At 70.7% G+C, this 22642-nt stretch carries 19 protein-coding genes and 1 pseudogene; 7 read left to right on the plus strand and 13 right to left on the minus strand.

Going from position 1 to position 22642, the window contains the following annotated elements:
* The first annotated feature begins 110 nt into the window (after positions 1-110).
* Entirely contained in the window at positions 111-1526 is a 1416-nt protein-coding gene (locus AC1DZC_RS08295) for a serine hydrolase domain-containing protein (protein ID WP_477042916.1), read from the plus strand.
* Here the strand turns inward: AC1DZC_RS08295 and AC1DZC_RS08300 are convergent.
* The 4 genes from AC1DZC_RS08300 to AC1DZC_RS08315 all read right to left on the minus strand — a co-directional run bounded on the left by AC1DZC_RS08300 (position 1519) and on the right by AC1DZC_RS08315 (position 9897).
* On the minus strand, positions 1519-2703 hold the full coding sequence (locus AC1DZC_RS08300) for a hypothetical protein (RefSeq protein WP_477042917.1): 1185 nt from the start codon (positions 2701-2703) through the stop codon (positions 1519-1521). The two genes, AC1DZC_RS08295 and AC1DZC_RS08300, sit on opposite strands and share 8 nt — an antisense overlap.
* A gap of 121 nt (positions 2704-2824) precedes the next feature.
* Complete coding sequence (locus tag AC1DZC_RS08305; protein ID WP_477042918.1) at positions 2825-5506, minus strand: discoidin domain-containing protein; 2682 nt, start codon at positions 5504-5506, stop codon at positions 2825-2827.
* 100 nt (positions 5507-5606) lie between these two features.
* Entirely contained in the window at positions 5607-6995 is a 1389-nt protein-coding gene (locus AC1DZC_RS08310; protein ID WP_477042919.1) for a DUF1996 domain-containing protein, read from the minus strand.
* Between the two features lie 229 nt (positions 6996-7224).
* Positions 7225-9897, minus strand: a complete 2673-nt coding sequence (locus AC1DZC_RS08315; RefSeq protein WP_477042920.1) for a discoidin domain-containing protein — start codon at positions 9895-9897, stop codon at positions 7225-7227.
* Positions 9898-10294: 397 nt separating this feature from the next.
* On the opposite strand from AC1DZC_RS08315, the gene AC1DZC_RS08320 reads away from it, so the two are divergent.
* Positions 10295-11422 (plus strand): LacI family DNA-binding transcriptional regulator, encoded by a 1128-nt coding sequence (locus AC1DZC_RS08320; protein WP_477042921.1) that lies wholly within the window; start codon positions 10295-10297, stop codon positions 11420-11422.
* Positions 11423-11510: 88 nt separating this feature from the next.
* A complete protein-coding gene (locus AC1DZC_RS08325) occupies positions 11511-12365 on the plus strand; it encodes a hypothetical protein (protein WP_477042922.1) in 855 nt (284 codons plus the stop codon).
* Here AC1DZC_RS08325 and AC1DZC_RS08330 read toward each other — a convergent pair.
* On the minus strand, positions 12340-13320 hold the full coding sequence (locus AC1DZC_RS08330; RefSeq protein WP_477042923.1) for an alpha/beta hydrolase: 981 nt from the start codon (positions 13318-13320) through the stop codon (positions 12340-12342). The genes AC1DZC_RS08325 and AC1DZC_RS08330 overlap by 26 nt on opposite strands.
* Positions 13321-13369: 49 nt before the next feature.
* Between AC1DZC_RS08330 and AC1DZC_RS08335 the strand changes: the two genes are divergently transcribed.
* Entirely contained in the window at positions 13370-13891 is a 522-nt protein-coding gene (locus tag AC1DZC_RS08335; RefSeq protein ID WP_477038437.1) for a hypothetical protein, read from the plus strand.
* Between the two features lies 1 nt (position 13892).
* On the opposite strand, the pseudogene AC1DZC_RS08340 reads toward AC1DZC_RS08335, so the two are convergent.
* Both AC1DZC_RS08340 and AC1DZC_RS08345 read right to left on the minus strand, forming a co-directional pair.
* Positions 13893-15529, minus strand: a pseudogene (locus AC1DZC_RS08340) (bifunctional 3'-5' exonuclease/DNA polymerase).
* Between the two features lie 52 nt (positions 15530-15581).
* Positions 15582-16250 (minus strand): NAD(P)-dependent oxidoreductase, encoded by a 669-nt coding sequence (locus AC1DZC_RS08345; RefSeq protein ID WP_477042924.1) that lies wholly within the window; start codon positions 16248-16250, stop codon positions 15582-15584.
* 65 nt (positions 16251-16315) lie between these two features.
* Between AC1DZC_RS08345 and AC1DZC_RS08350 the strand changes: the two genes are divergently transcribed.
* Positions 16316-16801, plus strand: a complete 486-nt coding sequence (locus tag AC1DZC_RS08350) for a MarR family transcriptional regulator (RefSeq protein WP_477038434.1) — start codon at positions 16316-16318, stop codon at positions 16799-16801.
* 48 nt (positions 16802-16849) lie between these two features.
* Here AC1DZC_RS08350 and map read toward each other — a convergent pair whose 3' ends face one another.
* Entirely contained in the window at positions 16850-17617 is a 768-nt protein-coding gene (map, locus tag AC1DZC_RS08355; protein ID WP_477042925.1) for a type I methionyl aminopeptidase, read from the minus strand.
* A 66-nt stretch (positions 17618-17683) separates the two neighbouring features.
* Here map and AC1DZC_RS08360 point away from each other — a divergent pair, with 66 nt between their 5' ends.
* The gene (locus AC1DZC_RS08360) at positions 17684-17950 is read left to right on the plus strand and encodes a helix-turn-helix domain-containing protein (protein ID WP_477042926.1); all 267 of its coding nucleotides are present in this window, start codon (positions 17684-17686) and stop codon (positions 17948-17950) included.
* Between the two features lie 3 nt (positions 17951-17953).
* On the opposite strand, the gene AC1DZC_RS08365 is transcribed toward AC1DZC_RS08360, so the two are convergent.
* From AC1DZC_RS08365 to AC1DZC_RS08385, 5 genes are all read right to left on the minus strand, one after another.
* Positions 17954-18127 carry a hypothetical protein gene (locus AC1DZC_RS08365; protein WP_477038431.1) on the minus strand — a complete coding sequence of 58 codons (174 nt, stop codon included), beginning with the start codon at positions 18125-18127 and terminating at the stop codon, positions 17954-17956.
* Between the two features lie 6 nt (positions 18128-18133).
* Positions 18134-18550 (minus strand): DUF6157 family protein, encoded by a 417-nt coding sequence (locus AC1DZC_RS08370; RefSeq protein ID WP_477038430.1) that lies wholly within the window; start codon positions 18548-18550, stop codon positions 18134-18136.
* 14 nt (positions 18551-18564) lie between these two features.
* Positions 18565-19224: a GNAT family N-acetyltransferase gene (locus AC1DZC_RS08375; protein ID WP_477038429.1), complete on the minus strand. Its 660-nt coding sequence runs from the start codon at positions 19222-19224 to the stop codon at positions 18565-18567.
* 64 nt (positions 19225-19288) lie between these two features.
* A complete protein-coding gene (locus AC1DZC_RS08380) occupies positions 19289-20497 on the minus strand; it encodes an ABC transporter permease (protein ID WP_477042927.1) in 1209 nt (402 codons plus the stop codon).
* Positions 20494-21432 carry an ABC transporter ATP-binding protein gene (locus AC1DZC_RS08385; RefSeq protein WP_477042928.1) on the minus strand — a complete coding sequence of 313 codons (939 nt, stop codon included), beginning with the start codon at positions 21430-21432 and terminating at the stop codon, positions 20494-20496. Before AC1DZC_RS08385 ends, AC1DZC_RS08380 begins: the two co-directional genes overlap by 4 nt.
* A gap of 68 nt (positions 21433-21500) precedes the next feature.
* Here AC1DZC_RS08385 and AC1DZC_RS08390 point away from each other — a divergent pair, with 68 nt between their 5' ends.
* Positions 21501-22616 carry a glycoside hydrolase family 3 N-terminal domain-containing protein gene (locus tag AC1DZC_RS08390; protein ID WP_477042929.1) on the plus strand — a complete coding sequence of 372 codons (1116 nt, stop codon included), beginning with the start codon at positions 21501-21503 and terminating at the stop codon, positions 22614-22616.
* Positions 22617-22642: the final 26 nt, after the last annotated feature.

Here is a 22642-nt window from a genome sequence, read left to right on the forward strand (position 1 = left end):
GCGCATCCCTGGCCGGGTCGGATCGATTCGACCCGGTGACGGGTGCGTGGCAGTGTGGCGGTATGCCTGGACGCCGACGTCTGCCACGTAGCTCGCCCGAGGAGCAGGGGGTGGATCCGGGGGCGCTCGCGGGAGTGGTCCGGGCCCTCACGGCGCTGCCCGAGCTCCACTCGATCATGGTGCTGCGGCACGGGTTCGTGGTGGCGGAGGGGTGGGCCGCGCCGTACGCCCCGGACCGGCTGCACGAGGTGTTCTCGCTGAGCAAGAGCGTGACGTCGACGGCGGTCGGGTTCGCGGTCGACGAGGGGCTGTTCGACGTCGACGACCTGGTGCTCGACGTCTTCGGCGACCGTGCCCCCGAGCATCCCGACGAGCACCTGCAGCGGATGCGGGTTCGGCACCTGCTGACGATGACGACAGGTCACGCCGAGGACCCGTCACCGGTGGTCTTCCCGACCGAGGGCGACTGGGTCCAGGAGTTCCTGCGGCTGCCCGTCGAGCACGAGCCGGGGACGCGCTTCGTCTACAACACGGCGGCGACGTATCTGCTGTCGGCGCTGGTGCAGCAGGCGACGGGCCAGCGGCTGCTCGACTACCTGCAGCCCCGGCTGTTCGAGCCGCTCGGCATCGAGGGCGTCACGTGGGAGCAGTCGCCGACGGGCGTCGACACGGGCGGCTACGGCCTGTCGGCGACGACCGAGGACATCGCGGCGCTCGGGCTCCTCTACCTGCAGGACGGCGTCTGGGAGGGCCGGCAGGTGCTGCCCGACGGCTGGGCGGCCGAGGCGACCCGGCTGCACGTGCCGAACGGCGACGACCCGGACAACGACTGGGCGCAGGGCTACGGGTACCAGTTCTGGCGCTGCCGGCCGGCGAACGCCTGGCGCGGTGACGGGGCGTTCGGTCAGTACATGGTCGGTCTGCCCGACCAGGACGTGGTCGTCGCGACGACCTCGGGCCGCCAGGAGATGCACGAGTACCTGCAGGTCCTGTGGGACACGCTGCTCCCGGGGCTGAGCGACGAACCGCTCGCACCGACGGACCACCGCGAGCTCGACGACGCGATCGCCGCGATGCGCCTCGACCCGCCGGCCGGCGAGCCGCGGTCCGCGACCGGAGACCGGATCAGCGGTCGGACCATCACCTTCGACGCGAACCCCGCCGGGCTGGCCACGGCCGTGCTCGAGGTGGGGGAGGACGAGGACCGGGTGACGGTCGAGCTCGGCGGGCAGCGGATCGAGGGTGCCGTCGGCCGGGGGCTGCCGGCGGTCGTGACGGCGGGCGTCGGGCACGGCTCGCCGACGATCGTGCGAGGCTCGCTGCGTCGTCGCAACCCCGAGGACGTGCTGGTCAGCGGCACGTGGACCGCTCAGGACACCTACGTGCTGACGTTGCGGTTCGTCGAGTCGCCGTTCGCGCTGACCGCGACCGTGACGGTCGACGGCGACGCGGTCACCGTTGCTCCCGTCTGGAACGCGACCTTCGGTCCGCGCGACGTCCCCCCGTTCACCGGCACCGTCAGCTGAGCTCGAGGACGGTCCACCAGCCGTCCGGGTCGCGGCCGGTGACGGTGGTGACCTCCTGCTGACCGGCCGTGAACGTGGGGTCGGAGCCCTTGTGCGAGTGCAGGAACGTGCCGGTGGGGACGTGGACGAGCCTCACGCGTGAGCCGGCGAGCCACGGGCCGGGGTGCTCGAGCTCGACGCGCCAGGTGTCGAGCGACCCGTCGTCGACCGCGCTGACCTGCTGCTGGTGCGAGATCGGCGACGGCACGCCGGACCGGCTGTGCAGCCAGCGCCCGGTCCGGTGGTGGCGCAGGCGGACGACGGATCCGTCGGCCAGGGGCACGCCGGCAGCGGTGCCGACGAGGAGCCAGCGGTCGTTCTCGTCGGAACCCTCGAAGCACGTGACCTGCTGGAGCCCGTCCGTGCCGTGGTGGGTGTACGGCAGGTCGTGCGAGTGCAGGGTCAGGCCCGTCCATACGTGGGAGAGCTTGACGGTGTCGCCGGTGGTGACGGGGGCGTTCACCGCAGGGGCGTCGCGGGTGAGCACGCGCGGGGGTCGGGGCGTGTAGTCCTGCACGAAGAACCCGCGCCAGACGTGCCCGTTGGACGCGGTCCAGTCGTGCTGGTCGGCGAGCGACGTGAGCGTGACGGGGCGGCCCGGCGTGTTGTTGTCGTAGACGGTCACGACGACCCGCCCGTCGTCGGACCGCTCGTAGCCGTACGCGACGACCTGGTGGTTGTCGCCGATCGCGCCGAGGCTGCGGGCGACGACGAGCCCGAGGACCACCGGCCGGCCACGGTCGATCGAGGCCATGACTCGGGGCAGCTCCTCCTCCTTGGTCCACCGCGCGACGCCCTTGAACACCCACGTGGGGTCGTCGGAGTGCAGGGACCAGGTGACGAACTTGGCGGCGGACCCGGTGAGGAACGAGTCGCGCAGGCGCGCGGTGAAGTGCTGCGCGAGCCAGTGGCTGTCGGGCGGGACCTTGCTGGGGGCGTACAGCGAGGAGCGCCAGGTGGGCACCGGCTGCCCCGGCAGGAAGTAGTCGAGCGCCGCGTACGCCATGCCGCCGCACCGGCCCGCCGTCGTGATCCGCGCGCCGTTCGGCAGCGTCAGGACGACATTGACGAACGCGTTGGGGAAGGCGAACCCGTGTGTTGCCGGGTCGAACGCCACGGTGCGCTGCGCCAGGAGCATGGAGGGCCTCTCGTCTGAAGTGAGCGTCTCAGACAGGAGCGCGGGACGCGCGTCCAGATACAGACGACGACGGCTCCGATCCCCCTGAAGGATCGGAGCCGTCGTCGCCGTCAGGGAACCGTCAGCCCCCGTAGCTGGTCACGGTCGCGGGCTTCGTCTCCGTGCCCGACGCCTGCGGTCCCGTGCCGTTGATGACGTGGGCGTACGTGCCCTTGCCACCGAGTGAGACCGTCGACAGGGAGTGCAGCCTGACGCCCGGCGTGACCGGGACCTCGAAGCCGTTGTCGACGACGATGGTCGGGTCCGTCGTGAAGACGCAGTAGGAGCCCAGACCCCAGGCCTCGTGCGTGGTCACGTTCGACGCCACCTTGTAGGCGGCGTACCCGCGGATGCCGTCGTGCGTCCACGCCGCCGTGCTCGGCGGGTCGTACGGCAGCTCGTTCTGGAAGAAGATCGTGCGACCACGCTCGCCGTTCCAGAGCACGTTGTACTTCTGATAGTGCTCGACGAAGAGGCCGTAGGCGTTGACGTCGTTGCCGTTCACGATCAGGCCGTAGTCGGCGACGTTGTCGGTCCAGCCGGCGCCGGCTCCGTGGTCGGCACGCCAGGACCAGATGTGGTCGATGATCGTGTCGTCCGTGTTCACGACGATGGCGTTCACGGTCTTACCGGCGACGACGCCACCGACGCGGATGAACACGTCCTGGAGCGACGTCGGGTTGGCCGAGTGGTCCGCGTGGGTCACGGACGACCCGATCGTGACGATCGTGTCGGACTTCGTCGTGCCCTGGTCGAACAGCAGGCCGGCGATCTTGATGCCGTCCACGTCGGCGGTCTGCAGACCGTTGACGCCGTTGTCCGGGATGATCGTCGCCATCCCGAGACCCATCACGACGGTGTTGGGCCGCGTGACGTTGATGGTCTGGTCGACGTGGTAGACGCCCGGGGTGAACATGACGTTCAGGCCCTGGGCGAGCGCCAGGTTGATCGTCGCGGCGGAGACGCCGGGCTTGGCCAGGTAGAACGTGTCCAGGCCGAGCGACGTGCCGGGCGTCGAGCCGTTCTCCCAGGTGGTGCCGGTGGTGCCGTTGCGCAGGCTCGGGACGAACACCGCCCACGTGCCGTTCTCCTTGTAGAGGTACGGCTTCTCGCGGATGGCGCCGGTCGTGCTCACCGTGGTGACCGCCGGGGCGGGGAAGGTGGTGGCCGGTGCGTTCTTGGTGCCGGAGAACACCTGGTTCCACAGCGAGCCGGTCCACTTCCCGACGGTCGAGTCGCGGGTGTACCACTGCTGCTGCGTGTAGGACGTGACCTCACCGTCGATCTTGGAGTCGGCGATGTACCCGCCGGACGCCCAGCCGTAGGCCGAGGAGTCGAGCGAGATGTTGCCCTTGACGTGGATGCGACGGAACGGCGCGGCCTGCGCGACGGCCCAGCGCGCCTGGCCGGTGCTCGGGGTCACGGCGAAGTTCTCGGCGGAGCGCCAGAAGTTCTGCGTCGCGTTGCCACCGAACCACTGCGCGTCGACCCACACGCCACCGTTGATCTGCACGTCGTCGGGGTTGCGCCCGACGCCGTTGATGGACGTGTAGAAGCCGATGTTGGCCTGCAGGTCGTAGCTGCCGGGCTCGAAGAGGAACTGGTCGCGCTCGGTGCCGAACTGGTTCGACTCCTGCCGCGCGAAGACCTCGTTGACCTTGTTCTGCACGGTCGCGGCCGGGGTGGTCGGCGTGAACACGTAGGTGTTCGGGCCGAAGTCCGGGTTGGTGGCGTCGGCGTGCGGGACCGTCGGACCGGTCGGGGTCGGCGTCGGCGTGGGGGTCGGGGTGGGCGTCGGTCCGGAACCGGTGAACACGCGCACCTCCCAGAGCGAGTAGCCGTAGCCGGTGCCCCGAGCGGTCCCGGCGATGCGGATGTAGCGGCCGCTGCCGGACGTCGCGACCGACTGCTTGCCACCGGTGCCGTTGGTCACGGTGCCGATCGTGGTGAAGCCGGAGGTGCCGTTGGCGGAGGCCTGGACGGTGAAGTTCTTGCCGTAGGCACCCTCCCAGTCCAGCTCGACCTTGCACACGCTCTGCGACGAGCCGAGGTCCACCTGGAGCCACTCGTTGTCGGTCTGGGCGCTGCCCCAGCGAGTGCTGGAGCTGCCGTCGAACGCGTTGCCGGCGACGAGGCCGCTGCCGGTCTGGACCGATGAGGCGGTGGCGGGCTTGTTCAGCGCCGCGTTGGTGGTGCCGCAGCCGCTGGACGGCGGTGTGGTCGTCGGGGGCGGCGTCGTCGTCGACGTGCCGTTGCCGAACACCTGGAACTCCCACAGCGAGTAGCCGTAGCCGGTGCCGCGGGCGGTGAGGTTGAGCTTCACGTACCGCGCGGTGCCGGACACGTTGATGCTCTGGTTGCCGCCGGTGCCGTTGGTCACCGAGGCGGCGTCGGCCCAGCTCGTCCCGTTGGTCGACGTCTGGATGGTGAACGCCTTGCCGTAGGCGGACTCCCAGCTGAGGACCACGTGGTCGAGGGCCGCGTCGGCGCCGAGGTCGACCTGGAGCCACTGGGCGTCGGAGGGCAGGCTCGACCAGCGCGTCGCGAGGCTGCCGTCGTTGGCGCTCTTGGCGGGCGTGTAGTCCGCGTTCTCCACCGAGGAGGACGTGATGGCCTTGCCCTGGGACAGGATCACCGCGTCGGCGGCCGAGGCCATGACGGCGCCGGCTCCGACGATGGTCGCGGCCAGCGTCGCCGCGAGGCCCGCGGCGAGGAGCACCCGGCCGCGGGTGGCCCGCGGTGGTGCCGTCGTACGTGTGCGCATCAGATGCCTTTCGAGGGGGYGAAATGGGTGCAGAAAGGGGAGCCCCCCGCGCGCGCAGAGTCGCGGTCAGCGCGCGCGGGGGGCCGTTGTGGGGGTGGAGCTACGGGATCAGGTTGTAGCTGGCGTCGAGGACGCCACCGGCCCAGGTCTTGTACTGGTCGAATCCGCGCGGGTTGCACTGCAGCCCGCCGTCGATGCAGTGCTGGACCAGTGCGGTCTGGACGGCCGAGTCCCACCCGTTGAAGAAGTCGTAGTGGAACGAGTACCCACGACCGCTGGAGAACTGGACGTTGGTCAGGTCACCGGAGACGGGCCAGGACAGCTTGAACTCGATCATCGGGACCGGGACCGGGTAGCCGGCCGGGCACTCACCGTTGACGGGGTACGCCATGTGGCTCTTGTGGTTGGCCGAGTCGAGGTCGACGCCGTTCCAGCAGCTCGGGGCCTGGTAGCGGACGTTGAGCTCCGAGCCCGGTGCGCAGTTGGCGGGGATGTCCCACTGGAACGAGAGGTTGCCGCACTCGAAGCCCTCGACCTTGCCCGGGGCGTTCTGGAACTCGGACTGCGTGGCCATCATGTTGCCGACGACGAACCGCAGACCGTTCGGGAACGGCTGGACCTTCTTGTAGTCGAGGATCCCGGCCTTGTAGTAGATGGTCTGCGCCGAGGGCGAGACGACCTGCGTGCCGTTGCGGAGCAGCGTCGGGAACCAGTACGCCGACTTGTCCTGCGGGACCGTGCAGCTGGTGGAGGTGCCGGCCGCGACGAGCGAGGCGGCCGTGGTGTTCGCGTTCGTCGAGCGGTTGCCCATGAACGTGTGGCTGTGCGAGGCGCCCGCCTGGCCGGGGAAGACGATCGGGTCGTCCGGCAGGGTGTGCGTCGGGGTGCAGTTCGCCTGGAACTCGTGGTGCGTGACCGTCGTGTCGGCGCCCGGAGGGGCCGGCGGGAGCGGCTTGGGGCTGTACGTCGGCGTCGTGCTGCCGCCCTCGCCGAACACCTGGAACTCCCAGAGCGAGTAGCCGTAGCCGGTCGCGCGTGCGGTGAGGTTGAGCTTCACGAACCGGGCGGTGCCGGAGACGTTGATCGTCTGGTTGCCGCCGGTGCCGTTGGTGATCGTCGCGGCGTTGGTCCACGAGGTGCCGTTCGTCGACGTCTGGACCTGGAAGCTCTTGCCGTAGGCGGCCTCCCAGCGCAGCACGACGCTCGAGAGCGTGGCGGAGGCGCCGAGGTCGACCTGGATCCACTGGCTGTCCGAGAACTGGCTGGACCAGCGGGTGCTGGTGTTGCCGTCGACGGCCTTGGAGGCGTTGACGTCGGCACCCTCGACCGAGGACGCGGAGACGATCTTGCCCTGGGAGAGGTTGACGGGTGCCGCGGAGGCGCTCGTCGCGACGGCGACGGCGCCGGCGCCGACGAGGGCCGTCGCGAGAGCGGCGGCGACCCAGGCGCGGGCGCGGCCGCTGGGCCGGGTGAGCTGGTGGGTAGTCATGCGTGGTGCTCCTTCTTCTGCGCTGGTGCGGCGTACGGGCCGCGCGAGGCTGGCGTCAGACCTGAACCGGAACGGGTGAAGGTTCGCGGATCGGTGCGTCGATGCCGGGAGCGAGGTGCCACGATGCTGTGACTCCTCGGTTGGTCGGCTCGGAACAGGGGTCTTGGGCCGGGGGGTGGTGCCGGGGACGGGTTGCAGCCCGCCCCCGGCACGTCTGCGAGATCCGCCGTTACGCGTAGATCCCGAGCTCGTACAGCGAGTAGCCGTACGCGGTGCCACGTGTCACGCCCTGGACGCGGACGTAGCGGGCGTTGCCGTTGACGTTCAGCGTGTCGACGTTCCCGTCACCGGTCGTGACCTCGGTCAGGGTGGTCCAGGTGGTGCCGTCGTTGGACGTCTGGATCTTGTACCCCTTGGCGAAGGCCGCCTCCCAGACCAGCTGGACCGTCTTGAACGCCTTCTGGGAGCCCAGGTCGACCTGGATCCACTCGGTGTCGGTCCAGGCGCTCGACCAGCGGGTGGCGTAGTCGCCGTCGACGGCCTGGCCCGGGGTCCAGTTGCCGTTGTACTGGTCGAACGACGACGCCGTCGCCGTGTGGCCCTTGGCGATGTTGGTGCCCGCGACGGCCGGCGGGACGACCCGGACCGACTTGGTCTCGACACCGACGTTGCCCTTGCCGTCCTCGGCGAACACGTAGACCTTCCAGACACCGAGCGTCTGGGGAGCCGTGACCGAGAAGGTGCTGCCGTTGCGCGTGAACGGCACCGCGGCGAGGCCACCCGACTTGTTGATGTAGTTGCTGTTCATCAGCACGTTGTAGGTGATGGCGTCACCGTTCGGGTCGGACGCCGGGGCGTTGACCGTGAAGGTGGAGCCGGCCACGACGCCGGTCTGGTTGTTGACCGTGAACGAGCTGAACGTCGGCGGGGTGTTGGTGCCCGCCTGGCCGGCGGGGCCGCCGTAGGCCTTCGCCAGTGCGTAGAAGGACAGGCGACGGTTGTTGCCCGGCTTCAGGTTGAACCAGATGCCGCCGAAGTCGCCCTCGTTGCCGTAGTGGAACATCGTCGCGCCGAGCGCCACGCCCTTGTGGGCCTGGATGCAGTTCCACGAGTTGGTGTAGCCCGCGGCGTTCTGCGCGTCGGTGCCCTGGTCGGGAACACCGTTGATGTCGTTCGGGACCTCCCACTCGCCGGCCGGGCCGGACTCGGTGATGAAGTACGGCTTGGTGTAGCCGCCCGCGATCCACGTCGCCTTGGCGTCGCACACCGCGTTGTAGCTGTTCAGGCCGTAGAGGTCCAGGTCGGGCGAGTTCTTCTTGTAGTACGGCCAGGCGCCGGTCCAGGCGTCGGTCGACGTGACGGGGTGCGTCGGGTCGATCTGGTGGATCCGCTTGGCGGCGTCGTTGACGAACGTGGCGTAGGCGTCGCGCTGGCTCTCGAGCTCCTGGCCCGAGTAGCAGTTGCCGAGCCCGAGCAGGGACTCGTTGCCGACGTCCCACATGAGCACACCGGGGTTGTCCTTGTAGGCCGTGACCCAGGTGACGATGTCGTTCATCGAGCTGGCCTTGTAGGTCGCGTCGGTGACGTAGTTCGGGCAGCCGCCCGAGCCGGGGCCGCCGCCGGGAGCCAGCCAGAAGCCGGCGACCGTGCGGATGCCGTTCGCGGCGGCCGCGTCGAACAGGACCTTCGAGCCCGCGTCGGTGCCCCAGGTGCGGATCGTGTTGACGCCGAGCGCCTTGAGGTTGGCCACGTGCTGCGGGAAGTCGGCCGGAGCCGGGCCCCACGTCACGCCCTTGACCACCCAGTTCTTGCCGTTGACCAGAAGTGCCCAGCTGCCCTGCGAGCCCGCGATGCGGACCTTGCCGTCAGCGGGGCCGGAGGGCTCCTGCGTGGGCGGGTCGGTGGTGGGCGGGTCGGTGGGCGTGGTGCCGGTCGTCGCGACCTTGACCTCCCAGAACGAGAAGCCGTAGCCGGTCCCGCGCGTCTTGAGGTCGAGCTTGAGGTAGCGGGCCTTGCCCGAGACGGCGATCGACTGGTTGCCGCCGGCGCCGTTGGTGACCGAGGCGAGGGTGTTGTACGTGCCGGTGCCGGTGTCCGAGCCGAGGACGTCGAACACCTTGCCGTACGCGGACTCCCAGTTGATGGTCACGTTGCAGAGGTTCTGGCTGGAGCCCAGGTCGACCTGCCACGTCTGGTTGTCCGTGAAGCTGCTGGCGAAGCGGGTGCCCAGGTTGCCGTCGACCGCCGAGGCCGCGGTGTTGCCACCCTCGACCGAGGAGGCGGTGGCCGTCTTGCCCTGCGCGACGTTGTCGTTGTTGCAGGTTCCGCCGGTCGGCGGGTTCGTCGTGCCGCCCGCGGTGCCGAAGACCTGGAGCTCGTACAGCGAGTAGCCGTAGCCGGTGCCGCGCTTGGTGCCGAGCAGCTGGACGAAGCGGCCGGTGCCGTTGACCGTCAGCGTCTCGATGCCACCCTTGCCGGTCGTGGTGCTGTAGATCGTCGTCCAGTCACCGGTGCCGCTGGGCGAGGTCTGGATCTGGTAGCCGGAGCCGTAGGCGCCTTCCCAGTTCAGGACGACCTTGCTGATCGTGGACGTCGAGCCGAGGTCGATGCGGAGCCACTGCGCGTCAGACGCGAGGCTCGACCAGCGGCTCGTGGTGCTGCCGTCTACCGCGTACTTGGCGGGGTAGTAGTCGGCGTTCTCGACCGACGACGCCGTGACCGTCTTGCCCTGCGAGAGCAGGACCGGGTCGGCGGCCTGCGCGGCCATCGCGGGGATGCTGATAGCCGTGGCGACGAGCGCACCGGCGATCAGCACGCCCAGCACGCGACTGCCGCGCGTCGGGGGTTGGGACGGGCGCGCGTCGTTGCGCGTCCCGTGTGAGGGGTGGGTGGTCGTTGACACAGGTTCTCTCCTCAAGGCTTGGCCCGTGGCAAAGACGTCGGTGTCGAGCTCCGCAGTCGACCTCGTTGTCGATCCGTGCGCCGGGCGTTGCAGTTCTTCGTTGAGCTGGTGCCGGTACATCTGTCGCGTCTCTGGTGGGAGAGCGCTCTATCACCGGAGCCTGCGTCGAGGCGTTTGACGCTGCGATGCGGGTGGGAGGAACGTCTCGATTGGCTCCGGGAGGGACGCTATACCCGTTTTCACCCGCTCGCATAGCCAGGAACTGCATCGGACGGGTGACCGTTTGGCCTCGGATCGGCCGGTTGAGCACGAAATCGTGGCCGAACGCGGGTCCAAAGCCCCTTGACGATGCTCCGCACGGGGTAGAGCGCTCTCCCGCGCTGGTACATTTCAGCGCATGGAAGACGACAGGAGGGGCACGCCGGAAGCTGGGGGTCCTGTCTCGACGCTCGAGGCGACGCCGCCGAGCGGTCTGCCGGTCGTGTCCGGGCTCGGTCGCGGCGCACCGACGCTCGAGGACGTCGCGCGCGTCGCCGGCGTCTCCCGGGCGACCGTCTCCCGCGTCGTCAACGGCAAGCGCGCCGTCGCGCCGGAGATCCAGAGCGTGGTCAAGGCCGCCATCGCGACCACCGGCTACGTGCCCAACCTCGCAGCCCGGTCCTTGGTCACGCGCCGCACGGGCGCCGTTATCGTCGTGGTCTCCGGCGTCGAGGACCAGGGCGTCGAGGGTGCACTGTCGACGATCGACTTCGCCGACCCGTTCTTCGGTCGCATCGTCGGCGGCATGCTGCGCGCCCTGCGCCCGCACGACGTCGACCCGATCCTCATGCTCGCGGAGACCGAGAACGACCGCGCGCGGGTGCTCAGCTCGCTGCGCAACGGCAACGCCGACGGTGCGCTGGTCGTCTCCACGCGTGCCGACGACCCGATGCCGGGCCTGCTCGTCGACGCGGGCCTGCCCGCCGTCATGTTCGCGCGCCCGTCGCACCCGATCCCCCTGAGCTTCGTCGACGTGGCCAACCGCGACGGAGCCCGCCTCGCCGCCGAGCACCTGGTGGCGCGAGGCTGCCGGCACGTCGCCGCGATCTCCGGCCCGCTCGACGTGGGGTCCGCCGCCGACCGGCTCTCCGGGTTCCAGGACGCGATGGCGCGCCACGGCCAGGCGTTCGTCCCTGCCGAGTTCGGCAACTTCACGTTCGACAGCGGCGTGAAGGCGATGACCGCCCTGCTCTCGCGGCACGACGACCTGGACGGGCTGTTCGCCGCCAACGACCTCATGGCGCTCGGTGCCATCGAGGCCCTCAACGCGGCCGGCCGTCGCGTGCCCGACGACGTGCGGGTGATCGGGTTCGACGACAGCTCCGTCGGCGCCCTGACCCGGCCGTCCCTGACCTCGGTCCGTCAGCCCATCGAGGAGATGGCGATCGAGATGGCCAAGATCCTGCTCGACACCATCGCCGAGCCGGACCGTCGTGTGACGTCGGTGATCTTCGAACCGACGCTCCACATCCGCGACTCCGCCTGACGGTGCCGCTCGGGGCGGGCACTCGCAGGGGGAGTGCCCGTCGCCAAACTCACTACGTCCGGGGCGGTTGAGCAGGCACCATCAGGGGATGGGACGTCGCGCGCTCGCCGTGGGCGTGCTCGGCGTGCTCGCGCTGGCCGCATGCTCCGCCGGTGGGTCGCCGGAGCCGACGCCCACGCCGATCCCGACGGACGTGCTCGCCGGGCTCTCCGTCGAGATGCGGCAGGCGCGCAGCGACTGGGCGCTGCGGGTGGTGCAGATCCGCGTCACCAACGCCGGCCCCGGGGACGTGACCGTGGCCCTGGCGCGGCTGGTCACGCCCGACGACGAGGGCGTCGCGACGAGCGACCGTGAGCGACCGGTGCGCGCGGGCGTCGACCGCGACGTGTCCGTCCAGCTCGGCGACCCCGTGTGCACGAGCGCGTCGTCCGGCCCGGCGAGCGTCGAGCTGGACCTGGTCGACGACGAGGACCGGCGCTCGACCCTCGTCGTGACCCCGGACGACCCGCAGGGCCACCTCGCCCGCATCCACGGCGAGGACTGCGCGGCGGCTGCCGTCGCCGAGGGTGCGACGCTGTCGCTGGACGACGCGATCACGACCGCCCCGGTGGACGGACGGCTCGCCGCGACCGTGTCGTTGCAGGTCAAACCCGTAGACGGTGGCCCGGTCGTGCAGATCACCCAGGTCGACGGGACCGTGCTGCTGGCGCCGGTGGGCGGGGCGACGAGCTGGCCAGTCGTCGGTGAACCGGCGACGATCCCCCTGCAGCTGGTGCCGTCACGCTGCGACGCGCACGCCGTCGCCGAGGACAAGCGCGGCACGTTCTTCGGCATCCACTCGACGGTCGACGGGGTGCCGCAGCCGGTGTTCTACGTCGCGTCGTCGGACGAGCTCCGCGGCGCGCTGCACGACTTCGTCAGGACGTCGTGCGGGATGGCTTGAGCGTCGCGACGAACGCGTGGACCGCGGTGATCGCGTCGTGGGCGGCGGGGCTGGACAGGTCGAGCTGGAACTGGTGACCGGCATCCGCGGCGATGTGGGTCTCGTGCCGGACACCGGCCGTCTCGAGCGCGTCGGACATCACGTACTGGTGGGCCATCATCGGGTCGTCGGCGCCGCAGGCCAGGAACGTGGGCGGGAAGTCGGCGGTGACGTGGGTGGCCACCGACAGGCCGGCGAACCGGGGGTCGTCGAGGTAGCGCGAGGTCCCGGTGAACGCCCACATGATCGAGTCGACGAACCACCGGGTGCGGCCGCGCAGCGCGCGGATGAGGTTGAGGTCGTAGGCGCCGCAGAACAGGACGGTGCCGACGACCTGCGCGGGGTCGACGGTCGGGCGCATCGTCATCATCGCCGCGTACCCGGGGTTGGTGATCATGCCGGTGACCTGGGCGGCGATCTGTGCGCCCGCCGAGTCGCCGGCCAGGATCAGCCGGGCCGGGTCGATGCCCAGCGCCTCCGCGTTCGCGGTCAGGTAGCCGAGCGCGTCGAGGACCTGGCGGACCGGCGTGGGGTACCGGGCCTCGGGGGCGATCGAGTAGCCGACGCCCACCACGGTGTACCCGCCGGCCGCGAGGACGCGCAGGAAGTTGGCGATGTGGTCCTTGTCGCCGGACAGCCACGCGCCGCCGTGCACCCACACGATCGTCGTCCGGGCCCCGCGGGCGCCGGGCGGGTGGTGCACGTCGAGGAGGGCGTCGCGGTCGCCGGGGCGGTAGGGGACGTCACGGACGGTCGTCACTCCCTCGGGCACGTAGGCCGCGGCGACGAGCGAGCGGCGCAGGCCGTTGCGGTCGAAGCGCCTCCGGTAGAAGAGAGCGGTGGGGCGCGGACTGGCCCGGAGCAGCACCGCGAGCAACGCCGCGAGGGCGAGTGCCGCAGCTCCGATCCGCTTCATCTGGTGATCGTCGCACCGCCGTCGGCCCACGTGGGCCAAACTGGACGACGTGACGGACGAGGCGACCCACCACCACCCCATCCATCGCGCCGCGACGAGGATCGTGCGTGAACGTCAGATCGACGAGTTCCTCTACGGCGCACTCGTCTCGGGCTCGATCCTGGCCGTCTCCAGCGCGCACGCGGAGGACAGCCGCTCCGTGCTCTTCGCGACGCTGCTGGTCAACGTCACCTACTGGCTCGCGCACGTGTACGTCGACGCGATCGGCGGTCGGTTCCACGACCACGAGCACTCGACCGGGCGGCGGCTCGCTCACGCGCTGCGCAACAACACGGCCGTCCTGATCGGCAGCCTGCCCGCGCTGATCGTCTTCGCGGCCGGCCGGCTGTTCGGCATGGACCTGACGGACGCCGCGTGGCTGGCCCTGTGGTTCACGGTCGCGATGCTCGGCGCGGCCGGTGCGCTCGCGGCCTGGCGGGCGGGGGCGCGCCGATGGCCGCTCATCGGGGAGACGGCGGTCGCGGTCGCATTCGGGATGGTCGTCATCCTGCTGAAGATCGTCCTGCACTGACCTACTTCGCCTGGTCGTAGCTGTCCACGACGGCCACGTTGAGCGCGAAGTCCACCGGAGTGTTGCCGAACAGCAGGTGCCCGGCCTCGATCGCGGCCTCACGGATGGCGTCTGCGACGTTCGGCGCCTCGTCCTGCGGCGCGTGCACGATGACCTCGTCGTGCAGGAAGAAGACCAGGTGTGCCTGGCTCTCCTTCAGCCGACGCCGCAGCGACGCCATCCAGCACAGCGCCCACTCGGCGGCCGTGCCCTGGACCACGAAGTTGCGCGTGAACCGCCCCCAGTCCCGCCCGCGTCTGCGCGCGGCGCGCACGTCATCGGCACCCGCGCCCTCCGCCGACGCCGCGGCGAGCGCCTCCTGCCATGCCGCGTCGGGTGCGGGCGAGGTCCGGCCCAGCCAGGTCGCGACGACGTCGCCGCGCTCCCCGGCCCGCGCGGCGGCCTCGACCAGTGCGATCGCCCGCGGGAACCCTTGCGTCAGCCGGGGCATGAGCATCGCGCTCGGGCCTGTGGTCGCGCCGTAGATCGCGCCGAGCATCGCCACCTTGGCCTGGGCGCGGGTCTCGACGATCCCCGCGTCGACCACGCCCTGGTAGAGGTCGGCGTGCCGGCCCGCCGCCGCCATCGCCGCGTCCCCGGACATCGCTGCGAGCACGCGCGGCTCCAGCTGTGCCGCATCGGCGACCACCAGCTTCCAGCCCTCGTCGGCACGCACCGAACCCCGGATGCTGGCCGGCAGCTGCAGCGCGCCGCCGCCGCTCGTCGCCCACCGCCCGGTCACCACGCCACCGGGCACGTAGTCGGGGCGGAAGCGGCCGTCGTGGATCCACGTGTCCATCCACGCCCAGCCGTTGGCACTGAGCAGACGGGCCAGCTTCTTGTACGCGAGCAGCGGCTTGGTGGCGGGCAGGTCGATCTCCTTGATCTCCCACCGGCTCGTCGACTGCACGTCGTAGCCGGCCGCGCGCAGGCCCCGCAGCAGGTCCTGCTGGGAGTCGAGGTTGAGCGCCGGCTGGGCGAGGGCCTCGCGGACCTCGTCGGCCAGCGCCTCGAGCTTGGCGGGCCTCCCCGACGAGGGCCGCGGCCCGAGCAGCTCCGTCAGGATCCGGTCGTGGGCCTCGACGCTCCACGGCACACCGACGTGGTTCATCTCCGCGGCGATCAGCGCGCCCGTCGACTCGGCGGCCAGCAGGAGCCGGAGCCGGCCGGGCTCGTCGGCGTTCTTCAGCGCGTCGAGCTGACGTCGGAGCTCGTCGGCGGAGTCCAGGGTCTCCGGGCGCTCCTCGTCGAACAGGCTGACCTCGACCGGCTCGGGTGCGCCGGGCCGGGGTCCGTCCCACGCGGTCCGCGGGCCCTGCGCCAGCGTCGAGCCCTGCGAGTACACGCTCCGGCGCAGGATCGCGTGGCAGAGCCGCAGGTCGTGGCCCTCTCCACGTGCACGCCGGCCTCGAGCAGCGGCGGGTAGCGGCGGGACGTGTCGTCCCACACCCATCGCGGCTTCCCGGCCTCGCGCTCCCGGACGGTCTCGGGCAGGTCGCCGACGAGGACCGTCGCCGACCCGACCAGCACGCCCTCGTCCGTGAGCTCCTGCAGGACGACGACGTCCGTGCGCGCATAGTCGTCGAGCAGGAGCAGCAGTGTCACGGCGCCATTGTCGCCGCCGGGACCCACACGCTCAGGACGCGCGGGCTCAGTGGGCGGCGCCGACGACGTGCTGGATCGTCGCTTCGTCGTCGACGAGCGCGAGCATCAGGTGGGCGACGTCGGCCCGGCCGATCGACCAGCCGCCGACGATGTTCTTGTCGAGCGCGGTCCGGTAGGTCCCGCTCAGCGGCTTGTCGGTGAGCTTCGGCGGGCGGGCGATGGTCCAGTCCAGGCCGCTGCCGCGCACGACGTCCTCCATGTGGGCGAGGTCGTCGTAGTGGTCCTTGAACATGGTCTTGGCGAACCCGGCGAACAGGTGCCGCATGAAGAAGCCGTCGCCGGCGTCGTACTTCGGCGGGTTCGGGATCTGCGGCGAGGCGACGGTCCCGATGGGCGCCGCGCTGACGACGACGAGGCGCTTGGTCCCGGCCGCGTGCATCGCGTCGACGATCGCCCGCGTGCCGTGCGTCGCGACGCCCTGGTCGGACTTGGTCCGGGCGCCCAGGCCGGACAGGACGGCGTCCGCCCCGGCGACGGCGCTGATCAGCGTGCTCTGGTCGGGCGCGTTGAGGTCTGCGGTGATCACGCGTGCGGTCGTGCTCGGCAGCCGTGACGGGTCGCGCACGACGGCGGTCACGTCGTGCCCCGCCGTGACGGCCTGCTCGAGGATCTGCCGTCCGATGCCGCCGGTCGCGGCGACGATGGTGAGCTTCATGGGCTCGGCTCCTGTCCCGGTGTAGGTTCTCCTTGGAGAACGAGAAGATACGAGGACCGTAACATATGAGCACCGAACTATCTGCCGACGAGCGACGGCGCAAGCGTCGGCTGACCGTGGCCGTGCGCGACAACATGCGTGAGCTGGGCATCCAGCTGGCCCTGCTCAACCACCAGGTGGGCCAGCGCCTCGAGATGCGCGACGTCGACCTCGACTGCCTCGACATCATCAGCCGGAACGGACCGCTGGGTGCCTCGGCCCTCGCCCGTTCCGCCGGCCTGCACCCGGCCACGATGACCGGCATCCTCGACCGCCTGGAGAAGGGCGGCTGGATCGTGCGCGAGCGCGACCCCGCAGACCGGCGAGCCGTCGTCGTGCGTGCGGCTCGAGAGCGCGGCGCGGAGATCTACGAGCTGTACAGCGGGATGAACGGCTCGATGGAGTCGTTGCTGAACGGGTACGACGAGTCCCAGCTGGAGGTCCTGGTCGACTTCCTGAGCCGTGCGCGCGAGGCGGGGGTCGTCGCGACGGAGGAGCTGGCGCAGGGGTAGCGCACGCTCACGGCCGTCGGATGCCGACCGTCCCTGCAACCTGCCCGCTCACGCGCGCGTGAGGATCTCCGCCCCGTCGTCGGTGATGGCGATCGTGTGCTCGCTGTGCGCGGTCCGGCAGCCGGTCGCGCTGCGCAGCGTCCAGCCGTCAGGGTCGGTGACGAGCTCGTCGGTGTCGACCATGACCCACGGCTCGAGCGCGAGCAGCAGACCTGGGCGGAGCGTGTAGCCGCGGCCGGGACGGCCGGTGTTGGTGACGTGGGGGTCCTGGTGCATCGTCGATCCGACCCCGTGGCCGCCGAACTGGGTGTTGATCGGGTACCCAGCGGCGCTCAGCACCGTGCCGATGGCGTGCGAGAGGTCGCCGATGCGTACGCCTGGGCCGGCGGCGGCGATCCCCGCGGCGAGCGCGCGCTCGGTCGCGTCGATCAGCGCGAGGCTCTCCGTCGGTCGCGACGAGCCCACGACGAAGCTGATCGCCGAGTCGGTGACGATCCCGCCCAGGGAGACGGCGAGGTCGAGGGACAGCAGGTCGCCGTCGGCGAGCGCGTAGTCGTGGGGGAGGCCGTGCAGCACGGCGTCGTTCACGGACGTGCAGATGTAGTGGCTGAACGGCCCGCGGCCGAACGGGGGCGCGTAGTCGACGTAGCAGGACACGGCGCCGGCCTCGTCGATCATGGCCTTCGTCCAGCGGTCGATGTCGAGCAGGTTGGTGCTCACGGTGCTGCGGGTCTTGAGCGTCTGCAGGATGCCGGCGACCAGGGCGCCGGTCTCCCGGGCGCGAGCGATCTCGGCGGGGTTGAGGATCTCGATCATGGTGCTCTCTCCGTGGCGTTCCAATAACTATCCCGGTAACAGTATCCCGGTATTAGTATCGGAGTCATGGTCAGACTGCCGCTCACGCCCGACGAGGTCGAGCGCGGGCAACGCCTCGGTGCGCTGCTGCGTCGCGCGCGGGGCGACCGCTCGATGCTCGACACCGCGCTCGATGCGGGCATCTCCCCGGAGACCCTCCGCAAGATCGAGACGGGCCGCGTCGCGACCCCGGCCTTCCCGACCATCGCTGCGATCGCCGAGGTCCTCGGGCTCTCGCTCGACGAGGTGTGGGAGGAGATCAGCCGGCCGGAGCCTGCCGAGCTGGCCTCCTAGGCCTCACGCCGGGACGACGTCCTGCTGCTCCACCGGGTCGGGCTGGCCCCACTGCGCGTGCGCGATCGCGACACCCACGGCGATCGCCGAGAGCACCAGCGCCACGATCACGAGGCCCGCGACGATCCGTCGCGACAGCGGGTGCCCCCGAGGGACGAAGTCGTCGGGCTCGCTCACGAGAGGTCAGCGGCCGGACCGGAACGCCCGGGTCACCTTCACCGGCGACCCGTCGCGGGAGAACCCCGCGGCCAGGGCGGCGTACTCGGGCGTGCCGAGCGCGTAGACGGCGAGCCGGCCGTCGGCGTCGGCGTGGATGCCCCACCCGAACTTCTTGCCCAGGTCCGACGACCGCAGGCAGGCGTGCGGCCCCTGGAAGAACGTGGGCCACACCTCGGGGCGGGTCTCGGCGGGCACGTCGTTGCGGTCCGCCCAGACAGTGAAGATCACGTCGGAGCTGCGGTAGGTGTAGGGCGGGGCCGACGAGAGCATCTCGTACATGGCCGACGCCACCGTGCCCTCGGCGGCGGGGACGGTGCCGCCGACCGCGGCCGAGTCCGGCGCGACGCAGATGAAGGTCGAGACGTAGTCCACCAGCTCCATGGTTCAAACCTTAACTAGGTGGGCACGGCTGCGCGCCGCATGGGGAACACCCATGGACCCGCGGACTCGTCGCCCAGGACCACCGGATCGCGCACGGAGTCATAGCCGAGAGCCTCGTAGTAGGCCACGTTGTCGGGCTTCGTGGTCTCCAGGTAGGAGGGCTCACCGGGTGCGTCGATGAGCCGGAAGACCTCCGCCATGAGCCGTTTTCCGCGCCCCGAGCGCTGCAGCGAGGGGTGCACGCCGAGCGCTTCGACGTACCAGCAGTCGGTCTGGACGCCCGATGCGGTGACGTCGCCGAACTTGATCAGACCCAGCGAGTGCTCCCGCGTATGCATCGCGATGCGCGCGATCCGCAGCCCCTGGGCCCACCAACGGCGCGGCGTCATGGGGTACGTACCGGGTGGGTAGAGAGCGATTGCGCCGGTCACAGCCCCGTTGAGCCGGGTGACGAAGGCGTGGCCGTGCTCCAGTGCGTCGTGCAACGTCATCCGGTACAGGGCGCGCAGCTCCTGCTGGCGGCGGGCGCGGACGGGGAAGAGGTGGACGAACCCGGGATCGTCGGCGAGCGCCGCGGCAAGGACTCGGGCGGCCGAGTCGATGTCCGCGGGGCGCAGCGGCACGGTCTCGTCGGGAAGCGGGCGCAAGGGGACTCCGCCCAAGGATGCCGACATGTCCGGCAGTCTCTCTGTGACAGATGTCCAGATGCAACGGTTACAGCCCTTTTGACCAGCGGAATCACCCCGCCGAAAGTGCGTCCTTCAGCTTGATCCGGCCCCCGCTGCGCAGCACGGCGTTGGAGTAGACGCGTCCGGCGAGCCAGATGAGCACCGGGATCACGGCGATCGAGAGGCCTAGCGACACGGCCACCTCCCACGGTGCGACCTCGCCCAGGGCGATCCGGATGGGCATGATCAGCGGCGCGCAGAACGGGATGAACGACAGCGCGACCACGAGCGGGTTGGTCGGGTCCCACGGCGCGATGCTCACGCCGATGATGTACGGGACCATCATCAGCGTCATCACCGGCGCGGTCACCGAGGCGACGTCCTCCTGCCGCGAGACCAGCGCCGCCAAGGCTCCCAGCGCCAGCGCGTACGTGGTGAACCCGATGATGAACCAGATCACCACCCACAGGGCGGTCAGGCCGACGTTGAGGTTCGAGGCGTCGACGAGACCCAGCGCGGCCGCCGTCCCCGCACCGGCGCCGACGACGAGCACGATCTGGGCCAGCCCGATGAAGCCGATGCCGAGCACCTTGCCGGCCATCAGCTGCCAGGGCCGGACGGTGGCCAGCAGCAGCTCGACCACGCGGCTCGACTTCTCCTCGACGACGCCCTGCGCGACGAGCTGACCGGCGGAGATGAGCGTGATGAACAGCAGGATCCCGGAGACGAACCCGGCGGTGATCTGCGCCGCATCGCGCTCGGGCGGCGGCTCCAGCGCGGTGACCGTCGGGGTCGCCGAGGCGATCTCGGAGCTCACGGATGCCGGGTTGCCACCCAGGTCGGTGATCGCCGAGGTCAGGGCGGCCTGCTGCGCGACCGACGTGAAGACCGGTGTGAGCGACGCGGGCTCGGTCTCGTGGACGATCACCGTGAACGGGTCGGTGGACGTGACGAGGGCGTCGATGTCCCCGTCGCGGAGCAGCTGCTCGCCCGCTGCCTGGTCCGGCACGTCCTGCGTCGTGACCGTGACGCCGGAGACCTGTGCGGTGCCCACGAGGATCTCGGAGACGGAAGCCGCCTCGGGGGTCAGGCCCACGGTCTGTCCGTCGTCACCGCCCGACGTCGCGAGGTGGATGACGACGCCGCCGAGGATGACGCCGGCGACGAGGGCGATCGTCGTCCAGATGAAGGCCTTGGAGCGCGTCCGGGTGGTGATCTCGCGGCCCGCGATCATGCGGACCGCCTCCCAGGAGCTCACGGGATGGAACGTGGCGCTCATGCGTTCACCTCCTGCGCGGTCGCGGGGGCCGTCTCCGGGGTGCTCACCACGTGCCGGTAGAGCTCGGTCAGCGACGGCCTCTGGCGCGCGAACTCACGCACCGGCCCGACGGTGAGGGCTGCTCTCAGCAGCTCCTGGTCGACCGCGCTCAGAGACGAGTCCCGGACCTCGACGACCGTCCGCGTGCCTTCCGACGAGACCAGCGACGCCGCCGGCACGGAGGGGAGCCAGGTCGGTGATGGCGGCCCGTCGACCACCCAGCGCCGCGTGTCCGTCCGGCGCAGCTCCTCGATGTCCCCGAACGCCACGAGCGACCCGCTCTTGATGATGCCGACGCGGTCGCACAACGCCTCGACGAGCTCGAGCTGGTGCGACGAGAACAGCACCGGCACGCCGGCCGCGGCCTGGTCGCGCAGCACGCCGCTCATCACGTCGACCGCGACGGGGTCCAGACCGGAGAACGGCTCGTCCAGCACCAGGATCTCGGGGTGGTGGACCAGCGCCGCAGCGAGCTGCACTCGCTGCTGGTTGCCCAGCGACAGCTTGAGCACCTCGTCGCCACGCCTCTCCGCGATCCCCAGCACCTCGGTCCAGTGCTCCATGGCGGAGGTTGCCGACGAGGCGTCGAGCCCGTGCAGCCGCGCGAGGTAGGTCAGCTGCTCGCCGACGCGCATGCGCGGGTACAGGCCGCGCTCCTCGGGCATGTAGCCGATGCGTCGTCGGACGTCGAGGTCGATGGGACGGCCATCCCAGCGGACCTCGCCCGAGTCGGCCTCGAGCACCCCGAGCGTGATCCGCATGGCCGTGGACTTGCCGGCACCGTTGGAGCCGACGAAGCCGACGATCTCGCCTGCGCGGACCTCCAGAGAGAGGTCGCGCAGCGCCTGGACGGTGCCGTAGCTCTTGTTGAGGGACGTCATCGTGAGCGCACTCATGGCTTCCATCGAATCAGACGAGTCCGACACGCGCCTCGGACCAAAGGTGGAGAAGGCAGGATGCGCCTATGCGTCGTCGTGCCCTCCCGGTTGTCCTTGTCCTCGTCTGCGCGCTGGCCGCGTGCACCGGGACGGCAGACCCGGATCCGACGACGACCGCCGAGCCCGACCCGCTCGCGGGCTGGACGCTCGAGGAGAAGATCGGCCAGCTCGTCATGGTCGGCGTGAACCTCGCGGACCCGCAGCCGGCCAGCATCAGCTCCGTCACGGACCTGCACGTGGGCAACGTGTTCCTGCAGAACCGCTCGTCGGCCGGCACGCAGCCCGTGCTCGACCTCGTGCACCAGCTCACCGAGCAGCCGACGTCGCACGACACCCCGCTCTTCGTCGGCGTCGACCAGGAGGGCGGGCAGGTCCAGACGCTCACCGGGCCTGGGTTCAGCACGATGCCCTCGGCGCTCGACCAGGGCGCGATGTCGCCCGCCGACCTGCACGCTGCGGCGACGACCTGGGGCGCCGAGCTGGCTGCGGCGGGCGTGAACCTGAACATGGCTCCCGTCGTCGACATCCCCTCGGAGGCCACGGCCGACCAGAACGCGCCGATCGGCCACTACGACCGGGAGTTCGGGTACACGCTCGAGACGGTCGGCCCGCACGCCGACGCGTTCGCGACAGGGATGGAGGCGTCCGGCGTCGAGACCGCCGTGAAGCACTTTCCCGGTCTGGGCGAGGTCACCGGGAACACCGACACGACCGCGAACGTCACCGACACCACCACCGGGCCGGGCTCGGTGCAGATCGACTCGTTCACGCACGCCATCCAGCGCGGGACGTCGATGATCATGGTCTCGACGGCGATCTACACGCAGATCGACCCCTCCGCGCCGGCAGCCTTCTCGCCGGTCGTCGTCGGCCAGCTCCTGCGCAACACCCTCGGCTTCGCCGGCGTCGTCATCACCGACGACGTCTCCGCGGCCGAGCAGGTCGCAGCGTGGAGCCCCGGCGACCGGGCCGTCGACGCGATCAGCGCGGGGTGCGACATCGTGCTCGCGTCCAAGGACCCGACGGTGCTGCCCGAGATGGTCCAGGCGCTCACGGAGAAGGCCTCGTCGGACCCGACGTTCGCCGGCCTCGTCGACGAGGCCGTGCTGCGCGTCCTGGCCGCGAAGCGCACCCTTCGCTGAGGCCCCCCGCGCTGCGGCGCGCTCGA

It is taken from the genome of Cellulomonas sp. P2_B4 (genome assembly GCF_056404795.1).

What these genes read in the sequence shown, in the direction of transcription:
- map (WP_477042925.1), bottom strand. Translation starts at nt 17,617, where the DNA reads ATGATCGAGATCCTCAACCCCGCCGAGATCGCTCGCGCCCGGGAGACC.
- AC1DZC_RS08350 (WP_477038434.1), top strand. Translation starts at nt 16,316, where the DNA reads ATGAGCACCGAACTATCTGCCGACGAGCGACGGCGCAAGCGTCGGCTG.
- AC1DZC_RS08305 (WP_477042918.1), bottom strand. Translation starts at nt 5,506, where the DNA reads ATGCGCACACGTACGACGGCACCACCGCGGGCCACCCGCGGCCGGGTG.
- AC1DZC_RS08385 (WP_477042928.1), bottom strand. Translation starts at nt 21,432, where the DNA reads ATGAGTGCGCTCACGATGACGTCCCTCAACAAGAGCTACGGCACCGTC.
- AC1DZC_RS08330 (WP_477042923.1), bottom strand. Translation starts at nt 13,320, where the DNA reads ATGAAGCGGATCGGAGCTGCGGCACTCGCCCTCGCGGCGTTGCTCGCG.
- AC1DZC_RS08390 (WP_477042929.1), top strand. Translation starts at nt 21,501, where the DNA reads ATGCGTCGTCGTGCCCTCCCGGTTGTCCTTGTCCTCGTCTGCGCGCTG.
- AC1DZC_RS08300 (WP_477042917.1), bottom strand. Translation starts at nt 2,703, where the DNA reads ATGCTCCTGGCGCAGCGCACCGTGGCGTTCGACCCGGCAACACACGGG.
- AC1DZC_RS08380 (WP_477042927.1), bottom strand. Translation starts at nt 20,497, where the DNA reads ATGAGCGCCACGTTCCATCCCGTGAGCTCCTGGGAGGCGGTCCGCATG.
- AC1DZC_RS08310 (WP_477042919.1), bottom strand. Translation starts at nt 6,995, where the DNA reads ATGACTACCCACCAGCTCACCCGGCCCAGCGGCCGCGCCCGCGCCTGG.
- AC1DZC_RS08375 (WP_477038429.1), bottom strand. Translation starts at nt 19,224, where the DNA reads ATGTCGGCATCCTTGGGCGGAGTCCCCTTGCGCCCGCTTCCCGACGAG.
- AC1DZC_RS08360 (WP_477042926.1), top strand. Translation starts at nt 17,684, where the DNA reads ATGGTCAGACTGCCGCTCACGCCCGACGAGGTCGAGCGCGGGCAACGC.
- AC1DZC_RS08345 (WP_477042924.1), bottom strand. Translation starts at nt 16,250, where the DNA reads ATGAAGCTCACCATCGTCGCCGCGACCGGCGGCATCGGACGGCAGATC.
- AC1DZC_RS08325 (WP_477042922.1), top strand. Translation starts at nt 11,511, where the DNA reads ATGGGACGTCGCGCGCTCGCCGTGGGCGTGCTCGGCGTGCTCGCGCTG.
- AC1DZC_RS08320 (WP_477042921.1), top strand. Translation starts at nt 10,295, where the DNA reads ATGGAAGACGACAGGAGGGGCACGCCGGAAGCTGGGGGTCCTGTCTCG.
- AC1DZC_RS08370 (WP_477038430.1), bottom strand. Translation starts at nt 18,550, where the DNA reads ATGGAGCTGGTGGACTACGTCTCGACCTTCATCTGCGTCGCGCCGGAC.